A 17,565-nucleotide genomic window follows, 5' to 3' on the forward strand; every position below is an offset into this window, starting at 1 on the left:
GAAACCGAAACTTACACCTGATACAATCCAATCAAACCAAGCGTCAGCGATAAAAAGCGTGATTAAACAGCGCCCTGTTTATACCTCTCCGATCCCCACGACACCATCCCCGCCAGCAATGGCTTCAACAAAGCCTGGAGCTCAGAGGCTTTGTCCTCTGAATAGCTGAACGGCTCAATTTCCTCCATGTAATTCACCTGTGCCAGTTCCAGCTGAACGGCATGCACATCGTTTTCCGGCTGGCCGTAAGCCCGCGTAATGTACCCGCCTTTAAAGCGGCCGTTCAGAACATGGGTGAAACGCGTCTGCTGCTGGCAGGTTTTTTCGAGGATTTCACTCAGCTCGGGTGCACAGCTTTCACCGCTGTTGGTGCCGAGATTCAGATCTGGCAACTGGCCGTCGAAAAGACGCGGGATCACGGAGGCAATTGAATGGGCGTCAAACAGCAGCGCAAAGCCGAATTCCTGTTTCATCCGCGCCAGTTCTGACTGAATTTTCTGGTGATACGGTTGCCAGATTTCATCGAGATATTGCTGACGCTGAGCGTCAGTCGGCGTCATTCCCGGTTTAAAGGTGGCGCGCCCGTCAAACAATGTGTCCGGATACAAACCGGTGGTGGCCGTGGTGTAGAGCGGTTTATCGTCGGACGGGCGGTTCAGGTCAATCACGAAACGCGAATACTGGCCGACCAGAATGCTGGCACCCAGCGCGCGGGCAAAGTCATACAGCTTCGGAATATTCCAGTCGGTATCCGAAAGCGGAAGGGCGGCATCACTCAGCCCGCTGGCGACTTCCGGCGTCAGGTGTGTGCCTGCGTGGGGAATGCTGATCAGTATTGGTGCTGTGCCGGGAATGAAATGGTAAGGATCGGTGATGCGGTTAGCTGCTGAAAGGCTCATGAACGAAATTCTCCCCGGATTTCTCCGCGATAAACGATAGTGCAGGGCAACTGCCCGCCCAGCCAGTAAACCAGTTCTGCCGGTCGCGACAGCGGCCAGTGGATGAAATCAGCGACTTTGCCCGTTTCCAGCGTGCCGTGCGTTTCCTGTAATCCCAGTGCCCTCGCGCCGTGACAGGTGATCCCGGCCAGCGCCTCTTCCGGTGTGAGACGAAACAGCGTGCAACCCATATTGAGCATCAGACGCAGCGAAAGCGCCGGAGAGGTTCCCGGATTAGCGTCGCTTGCCAGCGCCATCGGCACGTTATGCTGGCGGAAATGCGCTACCGGCGGGCACTGCGTTTCGCGCAGCAAATAATAGGCACCCGGCAGTAACACGGCGACCGTTCCGCTGGCGGCCATGGCTTTGGCGTCGTCTTCCGTTGCGTATTCAAGATGATCGGCGGAGAGTGCGTGATGCCGGGCTGCCAGCGCGCTGCCGTGCAGCGAAGAAAGTTGCTCCGCATGCAGTTTGACCGGTAAACCCAGTGCCGCAGCAGCCTTAAATACCCGTTCAACCTGATCCGGCGAGAACGCCAGATGCTCACAGAACGCATCCACCGCATCGGCCAGGTTTTCGCTGGCGACCACCGGCAGTAACGTGTCGCAAATCAGGTCTATATAGTCATCGGCGCGGCCCTTAAATTCAGGCGGCAGGGCATGCGCGGCAAGGCAGGTGGATTTCACCTCAACCGGCAATATCACGCCCAGCCTGCGGATCACGCGCAGCATTTTCAGCTCGCTTTCCACGCTCAGGCCATAGCCGGATTTAATCTCAACGCAGGTAACGCCTTCAGCCAGCAGCGGTTTGAGGCGAAATAACGCCTGCGCCAGCAGTTCATCTTCTGTGGCGTCACGCGTGGCGTTGACGGTCGAGATAATTCCGCCGCCTGCTGCCGCGATTTCTGCATAACTTACACCGTTCAAACGCTGTTCAAATTCAGCGCTGCGATCGCCCCCGAACACCAGATGCGTATGGCAGTCGACAAAACCCGGCGTGATGATGCCGCCGTCAAACTCGTGCTGTTTTGCATCAGAAAAGGCCGGGCAATCCGCGGCACTGCCTGTCCAGACAATCTTGCCGCCGGTGACGGCAATCGCGCCGTTTTCGATCAGGTTGTAATGCCCGTCTTTCATGGTAACGAGCGCCGCGCCGCGCCATACGCTGTCACAGTGAGTGGGCGGTTCGGAAGACAAACGGGGGGAAAGTGCTACCGGCATGACAGGCTCCAGGCTGAATTCATCTTGTATAGACAACTAAAGTCAACCTAACGCATAACCGCGGAACCGGCAAGGCGGCCAGCGATAGTTTTTTCTTATTACGAGACGTCTTCCAAAATTTAAACGAAAGCATAGCGGCCCGGAACGGCCGCGATTAGGGTATGGCAGCATGAAAGGGCATCAGCCGTGGCTGGTGAAACGTCCGAACAGCTGGTAGCGGGAACCCGGATAAATCAGGCGCGCAGAGGTCACCACGCGGCTGCCGCTCCAGGTACGGCGATGAATTAAGAGGCACGGCTCATGCTCGCTGAGTTGCAAAAGTTCGCGCTGTTCATCGCTGGCACCGATGGCTTCAACGCGGTGTTCACCGGCAGTCAGCGGTGCGATTTCCATCAGATAGGTGTAAGGCGTTTGCTTATTGAGCACCTGCTGAAGGTAATCCGGCGCGGTTTCCGGGTTTACAAAACGGTCTTCAATCTGCACAGGCACATTGTTTTCATAGTGCACAATCTGCGAATAAAACAGCATGGCGCCCGGTGCAATACCCAACTGAAGCGCCTGTTCTGCGTCGGCCAGACGGGCTTCGCACACCAGAATTTTGCTGTCGTGGCGGTGCCCGCGCTGGGCAATTTCATCGGCGATGTTATGCACTTCGAGCATTGGCGTGTAGGCCTTGGCTTCGGCAACGAACGTCCCGACGCCCTGCATGCGAATCAGAAAACCTTCGCTGGTCAGTTCGCGCAGCGCACGGTTGATGGTCATGCGGCTGACGCCCAGTTCATTGACCAGTTCACTTTCAGAAGGCACGCGCTGATGCGGTTTCCAGACACCGGCACGGATCTGCCCGATGATCGCCTGTTTCACGCGCTGATAAATCGGCGCGGGCGTGTCGCTCATGGCCGCAGCCAGTTCGGACAATGTCTGCTGATACACTCCCTGTTGCGCTGCACTTTGCGAAGAAAGTGGTGTGGGCTCCGACATGTCTCTGACCTCTCAAAAAATACACAGGTATCTGGAAAGTTTCCCGGAATGTCCGCCAGTTTCCCTTAAGGAAAAGAAACGGAAAGGCGTGACGGAAAACTAAATTTATAAAAAAAGGATTGATGCAAGTTTACAGCGCAATCAGGCATATGTATATGTATAGACAAGTCGCTTAAAAGTTTTGCAATTGTTTCTATAAAATTGCGTTTATGTTTCTCATTGCTGATCAGGAACGCTGTTATGCCTGCTTATTTTGCTTCACGCGCCTTACTTGCCCACGGCTGGTCGCACAATGTGCGTCTGGACGTTGATGCCGCCGGAACACTGAGCGCCGTGACGCCCGGTGGTGATCCGCAAGGCTGTATCCGCCTTTCCGGCCCGGTCGTGCCGGGTATGCCAAACCTGCACTCTCACGCTTTTCAGCGGGTAATGGCGGGGCTGGCTGAAGTTGCCGGTGATCCGCAGGACAGCTTCTGGACCTGGCGTGACCTGATGTATCGCATGGTACAGCGCCTGACGCCAGAACAGGTTGGCGTTATCGCCCGTCAGTTGTACATCGAAATGCTTAAAGGTGGCTATACACAAGTCGCCGAATTCCACTATCTCCACAACGATATCAACGGAAATCCTTATGCCAGCCGCGGTGAAATGGCCGCGCATCTGAGCCATGCGGCCGCACAAATCGGTATCGGTCTGACCATGCTTCCAGTGCTTTATACCTACGCCGGCTTCGGCGCTCAGCCCGCGCAGACCGGGCAAAAACGGTTTATTCAGGATGCCGATGGTTACCTGCAACAACAGGACATAATCCGCAGCCAGATGAAAAACCAGCCACTGCAAAATCAGGGGTTGTGCTTCCATTCGCTGCGCGCCGTTTCGCTCGAACAAATGCAGCAGGTGCTGTCGGCGGGCGATAAACAGTCGCCGGTGCATATCCATATCGCCGAGCAGCAAAAAGAAGTGAACGATTGTCTGGGCTGGAGCGGACAGCGTCCGATCGCCTGGTTGTATGACAATCTCGACATCGATGCCCGCTGGTGCCTGATCCACGCCACTCACGCCGACCGCTTTGAACTGGCGAGCATGGCGAACAGCGGGGCAGTTGCCGGACTCTGCCCGACGACAGAAGCCAATCTTGGTGACGGCATTTTCCACGGGGTGGATTACCTCGTGCAATCTGGCCGCTGGGGAATTGGCTCCGACAGCCACGTTTCCCTCAACGTGGTGGAAGAACTTCGCTGGTTTGAATACGGGCAGCGCCTGCGTGACCAGCGCCGGAACCGTCTGACCACAACCTCGCAAAATTCCGTCGGCGATGTGCTGTATACCCAGGCCTTACTGGGGGGCGCACAGGCGTGCGGTGCGGCAATCGGGCAGTTATCCGCAGGCTATCGCGCCGACTGGCTGGTGCTTGACGGGCAGGATCCTTATCTTTCATCTGCCAGAGACAGCGAGTTGCTTAACCGCTGGCTGTTTGCCGGAAATATCGGGCAAATCCGTGATGTGTTCGTTGGCGGCGTCGCGCGCATTATCGGCGGGCAGCATGAACAGCAACAGGAAGCGGCGGAAGATTTCCTGCACCTGCTTAATCAGCTGGCAGAGGAGGTCGCATGACGAGCTGGCAGCATTTCTCCTTCGAGAACTTACCGGTCAGCCCGTGGCGAAACGGCGGCGGAGAAACCCGTGAAATCCTCAGCTGGCCACCGGGTGAAGCCGATTTCGACTGGCGCGCCAGCATTGCCACCATTGCGCAGGACGGCCCGTTTTCTGCATTTCCCGGCGTTGACCGCTCTATCATGTTGCTGAGCGGCGGGGGCGTTCACCTGCTTTGCGAACCGGAAATTAATCATCATCTCAGTGAAGCGGGTACGCCTTTCGCATTCAGCGGGGATATCGCGCTGAATGCGAGCTTACCGGGCGGAACAACGACAGATTTCAATATCATGACCCGCCGCAACCGGTGTTCTGCGCAGGTGATTTCCACCGCTAAAAGTCCCAGTGTTTCTCTTAACGATGGTGGCGTGCTGTATGCCATCCGCGGAACATGGCAATGGCCGGATGGTCGCCAGTTTGGTGGCGGAGAAGGTTTTTTCCACGCCGCTCTTGCTGATGCGCACCACGGTGGTGAAAGCGTGGAAATCACGGCGCTTTCAGACAACGGCCTTCTGCTCTGGGCAAAAATCACGCGTTAACCGTGCGCTAAAAAAGAGCGTGCGACGCACCGAATTGATTCATCCGCTGCCGGGCCACCGGGCAGTGTGATACAGAAAACGACGTAAAATGGCCTCTGCCGGAACTGGCACAAAGCTTGCTTTAATACAGTCGACTGACTTGTATAGACAAGAATATACAGTAGCGTATTTTGCCTGAGGTTTTTCACCGCTTCAGGCGTTCCCCCGACAGGTACTTTGGCAGGAGTGGCAGATGAGCAACATGATTTCCAGGGCTGTACTGAAACGTTCGTTGTCTTTGTTAGGGCTGGCTGTAGCGATGGGCAGCGTGGCTGTCAGTGCGGCGCAGGCGGCAGATACACCGGTAGCTATTGGTATCTCAGGGTGGACAGGTTTTGCCCCCCTGACGCTGGCGGATAAAGCCGGGATCTTCAAAAAGAACGGCCTTGAAGTCACGCTGAAAATGGTGCCGCAGCAGTCCCGTCATCTGGCGATTGCTTCCGGTTCATTGCAGTGCGCGGCTACCACGGTGGAAACCTATTTAACCTGGAACGCCAGCGGCGTGCCGATTAAACAGATCGTGCAGCTTGATAAATCCTACGGTGCGGACGGTATTGCCGTGCGCAGCGGGATTAACAAAATTACCGACCTGAAAGGGAAAACCGTCAGCGTCGATGCGCCGGGTACCTCTTCTTACTTCCTGCTGGCGTGGATCCTCGATAAAAACGGCATGACGATGAAAGACGTCAAACTCGCGACGCTGGGGCCGGACGCAGCCGCACATGCGTTTATCGCCGGGCAAAACGATGCGGCGGTAACGTACGAGCCTTACCTTTCCACCATCCGCCAGAGCCCGGACAAAGGCAAAATCCTTGCCACGACGCTCGATTATCCGATGGTGATGGATACGCTGGGTTGTACGCCTGCATGGCTGGATAAAAACCCGAAAGCCGCACAGGCGCTGGTAAACAGCTACTTTGAAGCGCTGGATATGATCAAGAAAGACCCTGAAAAATCCAACGAAATCATGGGTGCTGCGGTAAAAGAAACCGGCAAACAGTTTGCGGAAGAATCCAGTTATCTGCGCTGGCAGGGTCGCGATGCCAACAAGAAATTCTTCAGCGGTGAAATCGTCACCTTCACCAACGAAGCGGCGCGCCTGCTGACCGAGATGAAAATCCTGCGTAAAACGCCGGACATCAATACCTTATATGACGCGAAGTACGTGAAATAGCCATGAAGGACAAAGACATGAACAGTTCTGTCACTCAGGCAGCCGTACATCCCGTTAACGCGCAGTCAGATTTACGCGAGCCGGCCCCGTTGCCGGCAAGCAAAAAAATCTGGCATAACCCGATGATGGTGCCTTTGCGCCCGGTCGCAGCAAGGCGACGCGGTTTCCTCGGGTTCTGTTTTTTTGTCCTGTTTTTCGCCCTGTGGTCGCTGGTAACGTTTACCGGATTCGTGTCACCGACGTTCCTGGCCAGCCCGGCCAGCATGTTGCAGGAAGGCGTTTTACTGTTTACCGATTTCGATTTCACTACCGATATCGGCATGACGGTGATGCGCGTGCTGGGCGGTTTTGTTCTGGCCTGCGCCATTGCCGTGCCGCTGGGCATTCTGATGGGGTCGTACAAACTGATTGAAGCGTTTTTTGAGCCGTTTGTGTCGTTTTGCCGTTATCTGCCTGCGTCAGCGTTTGTTCCGCTGCTGATCCTGTGGGCGGGTATCGGTGAAATGCAGAAAATTCTGGTAATTTTCATCGGCTCCTTCTTCCAGATAACCCTGATGGTGGCCGTGACGGTCGGCGCTGCGCGACGTGATCTGGTCGAAGCCGCGTACACGCTGGGTGCGACGAATCAGAGCGTGGTTCGCCGGGTGATTATTCCGGGTGCCGCGCCTGAAATTGCCGAGCTGCTGCGGCTGGTGCTGGGCTGGGCGTGGACATACGTCATCGTGGCGGAGCTTATCGGTTCATCGAGTGGCATCGGCCATATGATTGTTAACAGTCAGGCGCTGCTCAATACCGGGCAAATGATCTTCGGCATTATCGTGATTGGTTGCATCGGTTTGCTTTCTGACCTGTTATTTAAAGCGGCAAACCGCCGCCTGTTTGTCTGGAGTTCGCTGTGATGAGCCATCCGAAACTGAGTGTCCGGCAGGTGGAACGTATTTTCACCGGCCCGAAAGGCGAGAAAACGCAGGCGCTGTTGCCGGTGGATTATCAGGTTAACGAAAATGACTTCATCACCATTCTCGGGCCATCGGGCTGCGGCAAATCCACGCTTTTGCGCATTGTGGCAGGGCTGGATCAGCCGACGCGCGGGGAAGTCTGGCTTGATGGCGAACTGGTTGACGGGCCGGGCGCTGACCGGGGCATGGTGTTTCAAAGCTACACCCTGTTTCCGTGGCTGACGGTGGAGCAAAACATCCGTTTTGGTTTGCAGGAACGCGGTGTCAGCAAAGCGGCGCAAAAAGAGCGCAGCGACTATTTCATTAATAAGGTCGGGCTGCGCGGATTTGAGCAGCATTTTCCCCGTCAGTTGTCCGGCGGCATGCAGCAGCGTACCGCGATTGCCCGAGCGCTGGCGAATGATCCGAAAATTTTGCTGATGGACGAACCTTTTGGTGCGCTCGACAACCAGACCCGCGTAATGATGCAGGAACTGCTGCTGTCGATCTGGGAATCTTCGCGTAAAACCGTGCTGTTCGTGACGCACGATATCGACGAAGCGATTTTCATGGCGAACAAAGTGGCCATTTTCAGTGCGCGGCCGGGGCGGATTAAGACAGAAATAGCCGTGGATTTCCCGCATCCGCGTGATTACACCCTGAAAACGTCACCGGAATTTATGGCGCTGAAAGCGCGGGTGACGGAAGAAATCCGTACCGAAACAATGCAGACGATGGATCACTGATCTCTCCCTGCGGGTAAGCGTTTAACGTTGTTGTGTCAGGTATTGCATAAACACCCGGCGGGCTGAGGCCTTAGCCGGGTTTACTTCCCGTTTCACTTGTCTATACAGGAATAGATTATGGCTTCTTCATCCACCGCTTTAACCCTTTGCCGCCTGCAACCGGGCCATGTTGACCTGCCGATGCTGCGCAAAATTTATCAAGGCAACGTCCGTCTTGAACTGGCTGAAGAGGCGCGCGCTGGCGTACTGGCTTCGCAGGAAACGGTCACCCGCATCGTTGAGTCGGGCAAAGTGGTTTACGGGATCAACACCGGTTTTGGCAAACTGGCGCAAACGCGCATTCCTGCTGAACGGCTGGCTGAGCTGCAACGTAATCTGGTGCTGTCGCACAGCGTCGGTATCGGCAAGGATCTGGCGGATAACGTGGTGCGTCTGGTCATGGCAACCAAAGTCCTGAGCCTGTCGCGCGGCCATTCAGGGATCCGCATTGAAGTGATTGATGCGCTGATTACTTTATTTAATGCGGGCGTGTATCCGTGTATTCCGGAGAAAGGTTCGGTCGGCGCTTCCGGCGACCTGGCACCGCTGGCGCACCTTTCACTGATGCTGATTGGTGAAGGTCAGGTCACGGCGAAAGGTGAAAAAATGTCGGCCATCGCCGGGCTGGCAACCGCCGGTCTGGTGCCGTTTGAACTTGGTCCGAAAGAAGGGCTGGCGCTGCTTAACGGCACCCAGGTGTCAACGTCTCTGGCACTTTCCGGTTTGTTCGAAGCGGAGCGCGTATTTTCTGCCGGGCTGGTGGCAGGCGCGTTGTCGCTGGAAGCCATCAAAGGGTCGGTAAAACCGCTCGATTCACGCATTCACGAAGCGCGTGGTCAGCAGGGCCAGATTGGCGTTGCGGCGGCGCTTTCAACTATTCTGGCAGGCAGTGACATTGTCACGTCGCATGCCGATTGCGGGCGTGTACAGGATCCGTATTCCATCCGCTGCGTGCCTCAGGTGATGGGCGCTTGTCTGGATAACCTGCATCACGCGGCGCGTATTCTTCGCATCGAAGCCAACGCCGCCTCCGACAATCCGCTGGTCTTCTCTGAAAATGGTGATGTGATTTCCGGCGGTAACTTCCACGCGGAACCTGTGGCGTTTGCTGCGGACATCATCGCGCTGGCGGTGGCAGAAATCGGTGCGATTTCAGAACGCCGCATGGCGCTGCTGCTCGATACCGGTCTTTCCGGCCTGCCGCCGTTCCTGGTGAACGACGGCGGTGTGAACTCCGGTTTCATGATTGCCCAGGTGACGGCAGCTGCGCTGGCGTCAGAAAACAAATCGCTGGCACATCCGGGCAGTGTCGACAGCCTGCCAACGTCAGCGAATCAGGAAGACCACGTTTCAATGGCGACTTACGCCGCACGCCGTCTGGGGGACATGTGCTTTAACACCAGCGTCGTCGTGGGCATCGAAGCCATGGCGGCCGCACAGGGGATTGATTTCCATCGTCCGCTGCAAAGCTCTGTGACGCTGGAAAACGAAATGCAGGCTATCCGTGAAAACGTCGCGTTTCTTGAAAAGGATCGCCTGATGGCACCGGACGTCGAAATGATGCGTCTGTGGGCTTCCCGTGAACACTGGCCCGCGGCGATTGAAGCGCTGCTGCCAAGCTTTGTTTGATCGAAAGCTTCGCCTGAACACAAGCTTTGCCTGAAATTTTGAGCCTGAAAACACCCTATTTGAGAGAAGGAACCGACGATGAACGCTCCACAAAAAACGGCTGTAGCCCGCGTTGTTCGTGCGCCGCACGGGACTGAACTGAGCTGCCAGAACTGGCTGATTGAAGCCGCGTACCGCATGATCCAAAACAACCTTGATCCGGATGTCGCTGAGCGCCCGGAAGATCTGGTGGTTTACGGCGGGATTGGTAAAGCGGCGCGTAACTGGCCCGCGTTTGAAAGCATTCTGGAAAGCCTGCGCCAGCTGCGTGAAGACGAAACGCTGCTCGTTCAATCCGGCAAACCGGTCGGCGTATTCCGTACCCATACCGATGCGCCGCGCGTGCTGATTGCCAACTCCAATATCGTGCCACACTGGGCAAACTGGGAGCATTTCCATGAGCTGGATAAAGCCGGGCTGATGATGTACGGCCAGATGACCGCCGGTTCGTGGATTTACATTGGTGCGCAGGGCATTGTTCAGGGCACTTACGAAACGTTCGCCGAAGCGGGGCGTCAGCACTACAACAGCGACCTGCGCGGCAAGTGGATTTTAACCGCCGGTCTGGGCGGTATGGGCGGCGCACAACCGCTGGCGGGCGTTCTGGCCGGGGCGTGCGTGCTGGCGATTGAATGCCAGGAATCGCGTATCGATTTCCGTCTGCGCACCCGTTATGTCGATTACAAGGCGCACAGCATTGATGAAGCGCTGGCGATGATTGAAAAAGCCTGCGCGGAGAAAAAAGCCATTTCCGTCGGCCTGCTGGGCAACGCCGCGGAACTGATGCCGCAGCTGGTTGCGCGTGCGAAAGAAGGCGGTTTGCGCCCGGATATCGTCACCGATCAGACCTCGGCGCATGACCCGCTGAACGGTTATCTGCCGGAAGGCTGGAGCCTGGAAAAATGGCAGGAAGCGCGTAAATCGGATCCGCAATCTGTGGTGAAGGCCGCAAAAGCCTCGATGGCAAAACACGTTCAGGCGATGCTGGATTTCCACGCAATGGGCATTCCGACCGTGGATTATGGCAACAATATCCGTCAGGTGGCGAAAGACGAAGGCGTGACCAATGCCTTTGATTTTCCGGGCTTTGTCCCTGCGTATATCCGTCCGCTGTTCTGCGAGGGCAAAGGCCCGTTCCGCTGGGTAGCGCTTTCCGGTGACCCGGAAGATATCTATAAAACGGATGCCAAACTCAAGGAGCTGTTCCCGGATAACGCCAACCTGATCAACTGGCTGGACATGGCACGCGAGCGCATCGCCTTCCAGGGTTTACCGGCGCGTATCTGCTGGCTCGGTCTGGGCGAGCGTCATATTGCCGGGCTGGCGTTCAATGAGATGGTGCGCAACGGTGAGCTGAAAGCGCCGGTTGTCATTGGTCGTGACCATCTGGATACCGGTTCTGTGGCCTCGCCAAACCGTGAAACCGAAGCCATGAAAGACGGCTCCGACGCGGTTTCCGACTGGCCGCTGCTCAATGCGTTACTCAACACTGCGGGCGGCGCAACCTGGGTCAGCCTGCACCACGGCGGCGGCGTCGGCATGGGCTTCTCGCAACATGCGGGCATGGTCATTGTGGCGGACGGCACTAAAGAGGCCGATGCACGCCTTTCGCGCGTTCTGTGGAATGACCCGGCAACCGGCGTGATGCGTCATGCTGATGCCGGTTATGAGCAGGCTAAAGCCTGTGCGGAACGCAATGACCTGAACCTGCCGATGCTATGAAGCCCGTTAGGGTAAGTGATGAATACAGCGGCAATTAAATTGAACAAAATCAGCGGGCAGTGGCGCAGGTCGCTGCCCGTTTTTGTTTCTAAAATAATCTGAAAATGCGTTAAAAAGTGGCGTAAAACCGCGCGGACTTCCGGCATACTCGGGAACAGAATCTTCACAGCACGAGGTAAAAGATGGCTTCAGATCCGACAGCTTTTGATGCAGCAAAAGAGTGCCTGAAAAATCTGGCAAGGCCCGCATCACGGGCGCTGGGCGTGTATAACGCCGGGCTTTCAGCCGACGCTGTACAGCAAAAATATGGCGCAGCCCGTATCGCCAAACTGGCGAGTAATGAAAACCCTCTGGGGGCCAGCCCGAAAGTGATTGCGGCGCTTGAAGCTGATGCCCGTTTCAGCGCGATTTATTCTGATGCATCTAGTGCGGCATTGCGTGCGGTGCTGGCGGAAGAAACGGGCGTCAACGCGGAAAACATTGTGGCCGGCAACGGTTCTGAAGACATTTTACACATGCTGGCGCTGGCCTTTCTGAACCCTGGCGACCGCGTCGTCACGCTGATCCCGTCTTTTGGTTTGCATGAAATTTTCCCGCGCATGATGGGGGCTGAGGTCACGCTGGTGGGCGTCAGCGCGCAGCAGCAGTTCGATATTGAGGCCTGGGAGCGGGCGCTTTCCACACCTGCAAAAATGGTGATTTTCAGCAATCCGTCGAACCCGGTGGGCTGCATGCTGGGTCGCGAAGGATTCGCCCGAATTATCGATGCCGCCCCGCAGAATTGCATTCTGGTGATTGACGAAGCTTATTTTGAATATTGCGAAAACGAGCCTGATTATCCAGACAGCCTGCGCGTTCTGGCTGAGCAGCCGCGTCCGTGGATTGTGTTGCGTACCTTCTCCAAAGCTTACGGGCTGGCCGGTTTGCGCATTGGCTATGGTTTAGCCAGCCATTCTGAACTGGTGAATCTGCTCGACCGTGTCCGGACGCCGTTTAACATTAACCGCTCGGCACAAACTGCCGCCGTTGCGGCTTTGCAGGATAAACAGCACGTGCGTGACAGCATTGCGCTGGTCACCGCGCAGCGTGAAAAAATGGCCGCAGAGCTGATGGCTCTGGGCTTTACCGTTGCGCCGTCGCACGCCAATTTCCTGTTCTTTGATTGCGGCCAGCCGAGCGCGGAACTGGCACAGCGATTGCTTACCTTTGGCGTAATTATTAAGCCGTGGCGCGAAACCGGCTATGAAAACTGGATCCGCGTGTCAGTCGGTAACGAGCAGGATAACCGGCAGTTTATGGAAAGCCTGAAACACATTCTGGCGGAGGAAGCCGCGTGAAGCGTGCTGCGTTAAACATTGAAGAATTGCGCCGTCAGGCCCGGCGCGCGTTGCCGCGTTTCGCTTTCAGCTATGTGGAAGGCGGGGCGGATGATGAACAAACGCTGAAAGATAACCGTGAGGTTTTTGCCCGCTGGCGCTTTATTCCGCCGGTACTGACGGATTCCAGCCAGCGCGATTTATCTGTCACGCTCTGCGGGCAGACGCTCTCTGCGCCGCTGCTGATTGCACCGACCGGTTACAACGGCATGCTGCGTTTTGGCGCAGACGCCATGCTGGCCCGTACCGCCAGACGCGCCGGGATCGGGTATATCCAGAGCACGGTGTCCACAGCATCGATTGAAGAAATCGCGGCGGAAAACCTGCCGCAGCACTGGTTTCAGCTGTACGTATTAAAAGACCGCGCGGTGACAACCGGCCTGCTGGAGCGGGCGAAAGCTGCCGGATGCACCACGCTGGTGGTGTCCGTCGATGCCGTCCATTTCGGTAATCGCGAAAAAGACAAACGCAACTACCGGCGGCCAATGAAGCTTTCGTTGCCGAGCCTGGTGGATGTCGCGCTGCATCCCGGCTGGGTGTGGCGGACGCTAAAACCGGCGGGTATGCCCGGTTTTGGCAATTTAAAACCTTACGTGCCTGCGGATAAACAGCGTGGCGCGGGTGGGGCGAGCTATTTCTCTGAGCAGATGGATACCCGCCTGAACTGGGAAACGTTTGCCTGGATCCGCAGCCAGTGGCAGGGCGCGTTGCTGATTAAAGGCATTCTGGCACCGGCCGATGCGCAACGGGCGCTGGACGCGGGCGCAGACGGCATTGTGCTGTCCAATCACGGCGGCCGTCAGCTCGATGGTTCGGTCAGCGCGATGGAAGTCCTGCCGGAAATTCGCCAGTTGTGCGGCGCGGATGCCACTATTCTTATCGACAGCGGTTTTCGTCGTGGTACCGACGTGGTGAAAGCGCTGGCGCTGGGCGCGAATGCCGTATTGCTTGGCCGCCCGATGCTCTACGGCGTGGCGGCGGCGGGCGAAGCGGGCGCGCAACGTGCGCTGGAGATTATCTTGCAGGAAGTAGACCGCACGCTGGCGCAGCTTGGTTGTACGTCGGTGAATCAGCTGGGGCCGCATTTGCTGCGCCCTGAGCGTTAATTTGCACAAAGTAAAAACAGTAAACATCCTCAGAATTTTTAACCTGAATCAGTCAAACACAAGCATCACGGAGAAGCAGTTATGCAGGCACAGAACATTATCTTCCCGGCGCAAATTCTGCGCGGCCCCGGCGTTATTTCTCAGCTTGGCGATATTTGTGCGTTGCTCGGTAAACGCGCGCTGGTGATTGGCGGGCATCAGGCCCTGATGGCGGCAGGAGATAAAATTCGTCATCAGCTTGAAGGCTGTGCGGTGGAACTGGTGGGCAGCGAATGGTTTGGCGGTGAAAGCAGCGAAGGCAATATCACGCGTCTGGCGAAAGTAGTGAAAGACAAAAAGGCCGACATCGTGATTGGCGTAGGCGGCGGGAAATCTCTCGATACCTGCAAGGCCGTTGGCGTGGAAACCAACGTGCCGGTCGTGACCATTCCTACCATCGCCGCGACCTGCGCTGCCGTGACGCCGCTGACTATCCGTTATCACGATGACGGGCATTTTCGCGATTTATTCCCGCTGCCACAGGCCCCGGCGGCGGTCATTATCGACAGCGACATTCTGGCGGCCGCGCCGTTGCGCTGGCTCGCTGCGGGGCTGGGCGATACGCTGGCAAAATGGTACGAATTCCGCGCCATCAGCAGCCATCACGGCCAGTTAAGCGGCGTGGCGCGATCTTCAAGCGCCAACAGCCGGATTTGTTATGACCTGATTGAATCCTGTGGCCCGGCAGCCTGCGACGCGGTGCGCGCGGGTAAACCAAACGCCGAACTGGATCAGGTGCTGGACGCCATTTTCATGTTTGCCGGTCTGACCTCGCTGATGAGCAGCGGGGCCCACGCCGCCGCCTCCCACGCCATTTACGAAGGCTTCACTGTTTGCGATAAAACGCGTGAATTTGGCCACGGCTTGCTGGTCGGCTTCGGTAATCTCTGCCTGCTGGCGCTGGAAAACCGCAGCGACGAAGAGCTGATGGAAGCCATCAGACTCGCCCACGCCTGCGCCGTGCCGCTGCGTCTGAGTGAAATCGCCGAACTGAACGCCGAAGAACTCGACAGCATCGTGAAGGCATCGCTGCACGCACCGGATATGGAGAATATGCCGGGGCATGTGACGGCAGGGGGATTGTATGAGGCGATTTCGCGGGTAGAGGCAATGGCAGATCTGATTTGATCTTTTGGGCTTGCAGCCCAAGCCTGCGAGTTTTGGGGTAGCGACCTGAAGGGTTTTAAATTTAATTTCAAATTCAAAATCAAGACCTTGGGTACAACCCAAGGTCTTGACCTTAAAGCCCCAAGGTCTTGACCTGAGCGATTACTGCAAGTGAAAAACCGCCAGATGTCCGGTCTGACATCAGATCCCCGCCAGATATCCCCCATCCACATATAACACCTGTCCGGTGATATAGCGTGCGGCGTCACTGCTTAAAAATACTGCCGCGCCGGTGAGGTCGTCGAGTTCTCCGAAACGCCCGAGCGGGATTTTCCCCTGCATTTGCTGGCACCAGTCGGCGTTTTCGTAAAACTCTGCCGTCAGATCGGTTTTGAAATATCCCGGACCGATGCCGTTAACGCGGATATTTTTTACGGCCCATTCCGTCGCCAGCGTGCGGGTCAGACCAGCCATAGCGGATTTCGATGCACCGTATGCTGCGGCACCCGGAACGCCGACCTGGCTGGTGATCGAGCAGAGGTTGAGAATACTGCCGCCGCCATTTTCGGCCATCAGCCGTGCGGCGGCTTGTGCGCAGAAAAATGCGCCTTTGAGGTTGGTGGTGAGAATGGTGTCCCAGAGCGCTTCGTCAACGTCCAGTGACGGGCAAAGGTGTTCGGTTCCGGCGTTGTTGACCAGCACGTCAGGCGGAGCGGGCAGCCTGGCCAGCGCGGCGTCGAAGGTGGCGGGTTGCGTGACGTCGAGCACCAGCGGAAAGGCCTCCGCGCCAAGTTGACGGATTTCCCCGCAGACAGCGTTTATCGTGACGTTGTCACGCCCGCTGACGATCACGCTGGCACCGGCTTTTGCCATGCCTATCGCCAGCGCTTTACCGATGCCGCGTGAGCTGCCGGTGATCAGCACCCGTTTGCCTTGCAGCGAGAACGGGTCAGTCATTCGCTTTCTCCGCCGGGCTGATCCCGGCCAGCCATTGGCTGAATTCGTCGAGATCTTCCACCGGCTGGCTGCCCAGCATGACGGACATCGCCAGACCGAGGGCGGAGCTGGTGGGGATATGCCCGCTGAAACCGCCTGCGCGGAGATCCAGAACCAGCGTCGGGCAGCAGAACATGGCGAGGCGGAAAATCCGCTGCCAGTGCGGCGGCAACCAGCCACGGCGGGCGAGTTGGGCGAGCAACGGCTGCCAGTATTCCTCGCCTTTGTCGCGCAGGAAGGCGGCGCGCAGCGGCGTCAGCTGCCAGTTGTGATCCACAAACAGCGTATCGCCACGGCGCATCACCGTGACTTTGTACAGTTCGCCGCAGCGTGCGGGTTCGTACAACCACAGCGGATGCGCAAAAATGTTGTGGAAGGTGGCTTTGATTTCCGCCAGCAGCGCCGGAATGTTGCGCCCGGCGAAAGCGGGGTCGAAACTCACCAGTTGCGGAATTTCTTCCGACGTGTCGTACCAGACGTTAGCGTTGTGCGCGTCGCCGTGTGCTGTGATGACGCCGTGGTCGGCCAGTGCGGCGGGCGCGAGACGCGTTCCCGCTTCGGCGAATAATTGCCGCAGGCTGTGTTCATACGCGACGCCGTTGATGACCCAGCGCAGGTTACTCAGCGTTTGCCATTCCAGTTGCTCGTCTTCGAGCTGGAAGGTTTTGCCGACGTAAAAACGCGCGACGCGGCCACCGAAACCGGCGGGGATCTCCGGGTTGTCCGGGGAAACCAGCCGGTGATGGAACAGCTGATGGATGGGTTCTGCGGAAACGCCGTCCACCGAACCGGCTTTCAGCGTCGGTAGCGTATTTGTCAGGATATCGCGGTCAGCGCGGCGCTGGGCTTCTTCGATTTCAGCTTCCTGATCCCATGCCTGTTGCTGTTCGATATCCCGGCAGACATCTGCCATACGCCGGTCGTGGCGCAGGGTATACATCAGAATCTGCCGCCCCGGTTCGCCGCAGGCATACACCGGCACATCGACCCGAAAGCCGCTTTCACGCAGCAATTCAGCGTTGTAATACTCTTCGATGGTTTTATCTTCGCCTTCTTCATTGTGATATTTGAAGAACAGGGCGCGGCCATCGTCGAGCGTCACCGTACCGTTGAGGGAATTCAGGCTGTACTGGTCACGGTTGATGGTCAGCTGACCGGCCTTCACGCCGGTGACTTCGCCAATCAGCTGTCGCAGCGCATCCGCCGCTTTTTGCCACTCTCCCGCGTGGACTAACTGACGCGCCTGCGCGGCCAGCGGTTCACTGCCCGTCAAATTGCTCATCG

General features: G+C 57.1%; 15 protein-coding genes. 10 read left to right on the top strand and 5 right to left on the bottom strand.

Annotation, left to right across the window (positions count from 1 at the left end; genetic code table 11):
• Positions 1 to 62 precede the first annotated feature (62 nt).
• The 3 genes from hutG to hutC form a co-directional block, all read right to left on the bottom strand.
• Positions 63 to 899: an N-formylglutamate deformylase gene (gene hutG, locus J8X26_RS13575; RefSeq protein WP_208951117.1), complete on the bottom strand. Its 837-nt coding sequence runs from the start codon at positions 897 to 899 to the stop codon at positions 63 to 65.
• Positions 896 to 2,158 (bottom strand): imidazolonepropionase, encoded by a 1,263-nt coding sequence (hutI, locus tag J8X26_RS13580; protein WP_374101280.1) that lies wholly within the window; start codon positions 2,156 to 2,158, stop codon positions 896 to 898. The genes hutG and hutI overlap by 4 nt, the downstream gene beginning before the upstream one ends.
• A 180-nt stretch (positions 2,159 to 2,338) precedes the next feature.
• A complete protein-coding gene (gene hutC / locus J8X26_RS13585; RefSeq protein ID WP_208951118.1) occupies positions 2,339 to 3,139 on the bottom strand; it encodes a histidine utilization repressor in 801 nt (266 codons plus the stop codon).
• Positions 3,140 to 3,379: 240 nt separating this feature from the next.
• Here hutC and J8X26_RS13590 point away from each other — a divergent pair, with 240 nt between their 5' ends.
• From J8X26_RS13590 to J8X26_RS13635, 10 genes are all read left to right on the top strand, one after another.
• The gene (locus J8X26_RS13590) at positions 3,380 to 4,753 is read left to right on the top strand and encodes a formimidoylglutamate deiminase (protein WP_208951119.1); all 1,374 of its coding nucleotides are present in this window, start codon (positions 3,380 to 3,382) and stop codon (positions 4,751 to 4,753) included.
• Positions 4,750 to 5,331 carry a HutD family protein gene (locus J8X26_RS13595; protein WP_208951120.1) on the top strand — a complete coding sequence of 194 codons (582 nt, stop codon included), beginning with the start codon at positions 4,750 to 4,752 and terminating at the stop codon, positions 5,329 to 5,331. Before J8X26_RS13590 ends, J8X26_RS13595 begins: the two co-directional genes overlap by 4 nt.
• A 232-nt stretch (positions 5,332 to 5,563) precedes the next feature.
• Positions 5,564 to 6,544: an ABC transporter substrate-binding protein gene (locus J8X26_RS13600; RefSeq protein WP_208951121.1), complete on the top strand. Its 981-nt coding sequence runs from the start codon at positions 5,564 to 5,566 to the stop codon at positions 6,542 to 6,544.
• 17 nt (positions 6,545 to 6,561) lie between these two features.
• Positions 6,562 to 7,443 carry an ABC transporter permease gene (locus J8X26_RS13605; RefSeq protein WP_152326183.1) on the top strand — a complete coding sequence of 294 codons (882 nt, stop codon included), beginning with the start codon at positions 6,562 to 6,564 and terminating at the stop codon, positions 7,441 to 7,443.
• Entirely contained in the window at positions 7,443 to 8,228 is a 786-nt protein-coding gene (locus tag J8X26_RS13610; RefSeq protein ID WP_152326184.1) for an ABC transporter ATP-binding protein, read from the top strand. Before J8X26_RS13605 ends, J8X26_RS13610 begins: the two co-directional genes overlap by 1 nt.
• A gap of 117 nt (positions 8,229 to 8,345) precedes the next feature.
• Positions 8,346 to 9,896, top strand: coding sequence for a histidine ammonia-lyase (gene hutH / locus J8X26_RS13615; RefSeq protein WP_208951122.1), 1,551 nt, complete (start codon positions 8,346 to 8,348; stop codon positions 9,894 to 9,896).
• 78 nt (positions 9,897 to 9,974) lie between these two features.
• On the top strand, positions 9,975 to 11,657 hold the full coding sequence (gene hutU, locus J8X26_RS13620; protein WP_208951123.1) for a urocanate hydratase: 1,683 nt from the start codon (positions 9,975 to 9,977) through the stop codon (positions 11,655 to 11,657).
• A 182-nt stretch (positions 11,658 to 11,839) separates the two neighbouring features.
• Positions 11,840 to 12,994, top strand: coding sequence for a histidinol-phosphate transaminase (hisC, locus tag J8X26_RS13625; protein ID WP_208951124.1), 1,155 nt, complete (start codon positions 11,840 to 11,842; stop codon positions 12,992 to 12,994).
• The gene (locus J8X26_RS13630; protein ID WP_208951125.1) at positions 12,991 to 14,139 is read left to right on the top strand and encodes an alpha-hydroxy acid oxidase; all 1,149 of its coding nucleotides are present in this window, start codon (positions 12,991 to 12,993) and stop codon (positions 14,137 to 14,139) included. Before hisC ends, J8X26_RS13630 begins: the two co-directional genes overlap by 4 nt.
• An 81-nt stretch (positions 14,140 to 14,220) precedes the next feature.
• Complete coding sequence (locus J8X26_RS13635; protein ID WP_152326189.1) at positions 14,221 to 15,306, top strand: iron-containing alcohol dehydrogenase family protein; 1,086 nt, start codon at positions 14,221 to 14,223, stop codon at positions 15,304 to 15,306.
• Between the two features lie 180 nt (positions 15,307 to 15,486).
• On the opposite strand, the gene J8X26_RS13640 is transcribed toward J8X26_RS13635, so the two are convergent.
• Together J8X26_RS13640 and J8X26_RS13645 are read right to left on the bottom strand one after the other, a co-directional pair.
• Positions 15,487 to 16,242, bottom strand: a complete 756-nt coding sequence (locus tag J8X26_RS13640) for an SDR family NAD(P)-dependent oxidoreductase (RefSeq protein WP_208951126.1) — start codon at positions 16,240 to 16,242, stop codon at positions 15,487 to 15,489.
• Positions 16,235 to 17,563 (bottom strand): hypothetical protein, encoded by a 1,329-nt coding sequence (locus J8X26_RS13645; protein ID WP_208951127.1) that lies wholly within the window; start codon positions 17,561 to 17,563, stop codon positions 16,235 to 16,237. Before J8X26_RS13645 ends, J8X26_RS13640 begins: the two co-directional genes overlap by 8 nt.
• Positions 17,564 to 17,565: the final 2 nt, after the last annotated feature.

It is taken from the genome of Rahnella sp. ChDrAdgB13, from assembly GCF_017655185.1.
GTDB lineage: Bacteria > Pseudomonadota > Gammaproteobacteria > Enterobacterales > Enterobacteriaceae > Rahnella > Rahnella contaminans.

Coding starts and splice junctions, on each gene's coding strand:
- hutU (WP_208951123.1), top strand. CDS start 9,975: ATGAACGCTCCACAAAAAACGGCTGTAGCCCGCGTTGTTCGTGCGCCG.
- J8X26_RS13640 (WP_208951126.1), bottom strand. CDS start 16,242: ATGACTGACCCGTTCTCGCTGCAAGGCAAACGGGTGCTGATCACCGGC.
- J8X26_RS13595 (WP_208951120.1), top strand. CDS start 4,750: ATGACGAGCTGGCAGCATTTCTCCTTCGAGAACTTACCGGTCAGCCCG.
- J8X26_RS13605 (WP_152326183.1), top strand. CDS start 6,562: ATGAACAGTTCTGTCACTCAGGCAGCCGTACATCCCGTTAACGCGCAG.
- hutG (WP_208951117.1), bottom strand. CDS start 899: ATGAGCCTTTCAGCAGCTAACCGCATCACCGATCCTTACCATTTCATT.
- J8X26_RS13645 (WP_208951127.1), bottom strand. CDS start 17,563: ATGAGCAATTTGACGGGCAGTGAACCGCTGGCCGCGCAGGCGCGTCAG.
- J8X26_RS13610 (WP_152326184.1), top strand. CDS start 7,443: ATGAGCCATCCGAAACTGAGTGTCCGGCAGGTGGAACGTATTTTCACC.
- hisC (WP_208951124.1), top strand. CDS start 11,840: ATGGCTTCAGATCCGACAGCTTTTGATGCAGCAAAAGAGTGCCTGAAA.
- hutH (WP_208951122.1), top strand. CDS start 8,346: ATGGCTTCTTCATCCACCGCTTTAACCCTTTGCCGCCTGCAACCGGGC.
- J8X26_RS13635 (WP_152326189.1), top strand. CDS start 14,221: ATGCAGGCACAGAACATTATCTTCCCGGCGCAAATTCTGCGCGGCCCC.
- J8X26_RS13600 (WP_208951121.1), top strand. CDS start 5,564: ATGAGCAACATGATTTCCAGGGCTGTACTGAAACGTTCGTTGTCTTTG.
- J8X26_RS13590 (WP_208951119.1), top strand. CDS start 3,380: ATGCCTGCTTATTTTGCTTCACGCGCCTTACTTGCCCACGGCTGGTCG.
- hutI (WP_374101280.1), bottom strand. CDS start 2,158: ATGCCGGTAGCACTTTCCCCCCGTTTGTCTTCCGAACCGCCCACTCAC.
- hutC (WP_208951118.1), bottom strand. CDS start 3,139: ATGTCGGAGCCCACACCACTTTCTTCGCAAAGTGCAGCGCAACAGGGA.